Below are 4,217 nucleotides of genomic sequence, written 5' to 3'. Positions count from 1 at the left end.
AGCGCCAGCACCGGATTTGCCCAGATCCTCGTCAATGACCTGGACGCGCTCCGGCGGCCAGCCCAGACCGATGGCGCGATCGACGAGGCGGTACTGCAGCTGCGTGCTCTCCTGGTGCTGGCGCACCTGGTTCACGGATGACTGCCGCACGTAGACATAGGCCAACTCGCTCGGTGCGCAGTCGTGAGCCGCTCGTCAGCGACGGTCGAGCTGATCAGCACGACCCAGTCCCCTTCCGGGCGTGCCGGCAACCGCTTGCATTCGCCGCAGCAGCGTGGCGAGGATTTGAGCGATCTGGGTTTGCGTCGCGGTCGATAGATTCGGCCACAGGCGCGGAATGTCGGCCGTCGGGCGGCCGGGTGGATTTGCCAACGTCGGCAGCGGTCGATACGCAACCCGACCTGGAAGCGGTCGGTGGATCATCGCGAATCACCTTCTCGTCGAGAAGGCTCAGACTCGCGCTCAAATGTTGCATCAATAGGATCAGCGTACGTGCACTGATGCGCGGCAGATCGGCGGCGTTCGGGTGGGGCGTGATCGGCGTCTCGGCAAGATTCGTCGACGCGATCCGAACCGCCCGCGGCCGGCCGTCCGGCAGCGCGACAACGACGTGGGCGGGACCGCGCCCCGACCGCTCCTTCAGCACCTCAAGCCGGTGCCCAAACAGGAAATGATGCGGGTCGGTGATCGTGACGTGAGACACGACCCACTCAGGAATAGGGGTACTCTGACGTGTTCGGCGATCCCGTGGTCGCCACCGCGATCCTCGACCGGCTCCTGCACCACAGCCACGTGCTGACGATCCGAGGCGACAGCTATCGGCTCCGCGCCAAGCGCAAGAGCGGCCTCATCAAGACGCTGACCGCCGGTGACGGCCCTCCGGTCGGCTCCGCCTCCCTCCGGCCCGCCACCGGCGGAAACAACCTTCAACCGAGATCATAATCGCGATGGTGGGGGCAGTTCTTCATGACGCAAAGGGGGCAGTTCCGGATGGCGTTTGACATATAAACTCTCAGTTTTCGTAAGTGGCGCACGCCACGGCGTGGATGTCCTCACTTACGGCGCGGCAAATCTGACCTTTGCGTTCGCCGTGCGTCGCAACACAAAGGGAGTCGGATTCCCTTACCAGCCAGCAGACTTTGAATTGTAAGGGAACTCTTGGTAGCCGAGTAGCGATCTCGGAATAAGCGTATCGCCTTGCAGTGTGAGGAACGCACGCGGGTGCGACAGAATACTGCCATTGCAGGTAGGTTCTTTTTCGCCGCTCTCAGGTAGAACTCATTCGTTCTGCGTTCCCGCGCCAGCGATCCGGAGCACGTCTTATCAGCGGAGGTGAAGATGGGCGAAAGAGCGACCAAGTCACACGCCCTAGGAGCCCTAGAGAAGCTCGAAACATATGAATCTAAAGTCCGCTCCTACTCCCGTTCGTTTCCTGCCCTCTTCAGTCGAGCTCGTGGGTCGCTTATGTTGGGCGACGATGGCCGAAAGTTCATCGACTTTCTCTCAGGTGCTGGAGCGCTGAACTACGGTCATAACAACCATGGAATTAAAGCCGCTATCGAGGGATATTTGGCTTCCGACGCAGTGGTCCATGGCCTGGACGTGGCCACTCCCGCAAAGCTGCAGTTCATGGAGACGTTTAGCTCGGTTATACTGCGTGAACGGAACCTACAATACCGATTTCAGTTTACCGGACCAACTGGGGCTAGTGCTGTTGAAGCAGCTTTGAAGCTTTCTCGCAAAGTCACGGGACGACAAAACGTCATCTCATTCACGCGTGGTTTCCATGGCATGAGTTTAGGGGCCGTTGCCGCCACCGGAAATCGCTTCTACCGCGCAGCTAACAACGCTTCCTTACCAGGTACAACGTTCATGCCCTACGACGGCTATTTCGGGGCGACCGTAGATACCGCGAGTTTCCTTCGAAGCCTGTTGCTGGATGAGTCCAGTGGTATAGACAGCCCCGCTGCAATAATCGTGGAAACGGTGCAGGGAGAAGGCGGTCTAAATGCTGCAAGCAAGGATTGGTTGCGTTCAATCCAAACCATAGCAAGAGACGTTGGCGCTCTATTTATCGTCGACGATATCCAGATGGGGTGCGGCCGAACAGGCGCGTTCTTCAGCTTCGAGTTCGCTGACCTGTCGCCGGATATTGTGGTCCTGTCGAAATCGTTAAGTGGATATGGTCTGCCACTGTCGATGTTGTTGATCAAAGAAGGTTTTGACGTTTGGCGGCCAGGAGAACACACGGGTACGTTCCGAGGCAACAATCTTGCGCTTGTTTCTGCAACCGCTGCCATAAACTTATATTGGCGAACAACATCGTTCTCGCACGGCGTTCAACGAACAGGAAAGCTGATGCAGCGCCGGCTTGAGGCGATTGCATCGCGACATGGAAACCATTTTGCCGTACGAGGCCGAGGCATGGCCTTGGGGCTTGACTGCCCAACGCCCGAAATAGCCGGGACTACGGCACGCAAAGCCTTTGAAAAGGGACTTATTGTAGAACGTTGCGGCCCCGATGATCGGGTCGTCAAATTCTTGCCCGCACTCACCATCGACCTTGAAACTCTACATGAAGGCCTGCAAATATTCGAGGAGTCGCTGGCCGAAGCACTGAAGCTTGAAAAATGGCACTGAGCTTCGAGCATGCAAACAAGCGCCTGTAGATTCTCCGTTTACCAAGAGCAGACATGGATGACCAGCAGGCCTTGGCTTTCCTTTCAGTAACATATTGCAAGGTGTTTCAGGCTGGATCCGATGCCAGGCATTTCGGTGAGAGTTGGTCTAGCGGACGACCTCACAAGTGCAGGGACACTGCGGCTGACGGAAATGCTTAGAAATCAGCGTTGTTTAGACCTCCAATGCCTGGCCGCGACGCTCAGGACCGCGGCTTAGAGCGTTTCACATTTTGACGGAAGCATAACCTGCGTTGGCGAAGTAGTTAAGTCACTCGCGAGGCTGGATGTCCTGGATGAGGTGACCGATGTGGCGCCGAGTGTCCTCGATGGTGCGCTTCTGAGCTTGCCGCATCCAGTGTTTGATCTTGGAGAATGCCTGTTCGATCGCGTTGAGGTCGGGCGAGTATGGTGGAGGTACCAGAGCCTGGCGCCAGCAGTCTGGATCATTTGCCTGACCGCTTTCGACTTGTGGCTTCCGAGATTGTCGAGAATGACGATGTCGCCTTCGCGCAGGGTTGGTAGGAGAATGTGCTTCAGGTAAGCGCAGAAGCGTTCGGCGTTGATCGGACCATCGAAGACGCAGGGTGCAGTGAGTTGGTCATGGCGGAGCGCGCCGAGAAATGTGAGGGTGCGCCGGTGACCGTGCGGGGCGAAGCCGCGCAGGCGTGCGCTTTTGGGGCCCCAGCCCCGCAAAGGGGCCATGTTGGTCTTGATCCAAGTCTCATCGATGAAGACGAGCCGGTTCGGATCAGGTCCAGCCTGCCAGGATTGCCAACGTTGTCGCCTACGAGAGGCGTCGGCGCGCGCTTGTTCCTTTTTTGAACCGCAGCCCTTCCCGGCCCAGGAACAGCCAGACCTTGTTGTGCGAAACCTTGACCCCGCGGGCTGCCAGTTCCGCCTTAAGACCATGCAGCGTCAGGTGCGGCATCTGAGTGATCCGCTCGACAATGAAAGCGCGGTGCGGATCAAGCACGGGCTTACGGTGACCGCCCATCTTGCCAGGCGCAGCCGAGCCGGTCGCCCGCTGCCGCTGTGACCACTTCACCACTGACGAGACTGCAACACCAAACCGCTTCGCCACAGATCGGCAGCTCTCGCCCGCCAAAACCGACGCCACAACACGCTCGCGAAGATCCAGGGAAAGAGGTCGGGTCATGCGATGCTGGCCTCCAATCCAGTCAGCATCTTGAATCACAATCCGCCAAAAACCGGAATCCCTCCGATTCAACTAAGCAAGGAAATGCTCTAGGTGGGACATCGTAATGGCGTTCGCGTGCTGGCTATCCACTTTGGTGTGACGGGCCTAGACATTCGCCGCCAGAAGACCCGGTTGAGCTGCTGCCGGTTTGATGGACACCAGGTTAAGCTAATCCCACCTTGCGCTCGAACTCAACCGGGCTGAGATACCCGATGGTCGAGTGCCTGCGGATCGTGTTGTAAAATCTTTCGATATAGTCGAACACATCGGCTCGTGCCTCGTCTCTGGTTCGGTAGATCTTGTTGGCGGTCCGTTCGGTCTTGAGCGACGAGAAGAAG

General features: G+C 58.1%; 3 protein-coding genes and 3 pseudogenes. 2 read left to right on the top strand and 4 right to left on the bottom strand.

Going from position 1 to position 4,217, the window contains the following annotated elements:
• Both IVA91_RS37205 and IVA91_RS24045 read right to left on the bottom strand, forming a co-directional pair.
• Positions 1–221 (bottom strand): annotated as a pseudogene (locus IVA91_RS37205) (recombinase family protein); the annotation flags it as partial.
• The gene (locus tag IVA91_RS24045; RefSeq protein ID WP_247459308.1) at positions 215–703 is read right to left on the bottom strand and encodes a hypothetical protein; all 489 of its coding nucleotides are present in this window, start codon (positions 701–703) and stop codon (positions 215–217) included. The gene IVA91_RS24045 and the pseudogene IVA91_RS37205, both read right to left, overlap by 7 nt.
• A gap of 29 nt (positions 704–732) precedes the next feature.
• Here IVA91_RS24045 and IVA91_RS24040 point away from each other — a divergent pair.
• Both IVA91_RS24040 and ectB read left to right on the top strand, forming a co-directional pair.
• A pseudogene (locus IVA91_RS24040) lies at positions 733–942 on the top strand (ATP-binding protein); the annotation flags it as partial.
• A gap of 396 nt (positions 943–1,338) precedes the next feature.
• Complete coding sequence (gene ectB / locus IVA91_RS24035; RefSeq protein WP_247459306.1) at positions 1,339–2,640, top strand: diaminobutyrate--2-oxoglutarate transaminase; 1,302 nt, start codon at positions 1,339–1,341, stop codon at positions 2,638–2,640.
• 309 nt (positions 2,641–2,949) lie between these two features.
• Here ectB and IVA91_RS24030 read toward each other — a convergent pair.
• A pseudogene (locus tag IVA91_RS24030) lies at positions 2,950–3,855 on the bottom strand (IS630 family transposase).
• Positions 3,856–4,042: 187 nt separating this feature from the next.
• Positions 4,043–4,217, bottom strand: a 175-nt coding sequence (locus IVA91_RS24025; RefSeq protein WP_247459310.1) for an IS3 family transposase, incomplete at its 5' end; no start/stop codon positions are given.

Source organism: Bradyrhizobium sp. 153 (assembly GCF_023073835.1).
Classification (GTDB): domain Bacteria; phylum Pseudomonadota; class Alphaproteobacteria; order Rhizobiales; family Xanthobacteraceae; genus Bradyrhizobium.
The sequence above is the reverse complement of the archived record's forward strand: the minus strand, read 5'-3'. Positions and strand labels throughout refer to the sequence as shown.

What these genes read in the sequence shown, in the direction of transcription:
- ectB (WP_247459306.1), top strand. Translation starts at nt 1,339, where the DNA reads ATGGGCGAAAGAGCGACCAAGTCACACGCCCTAGGAGCCCTAGAGAAG.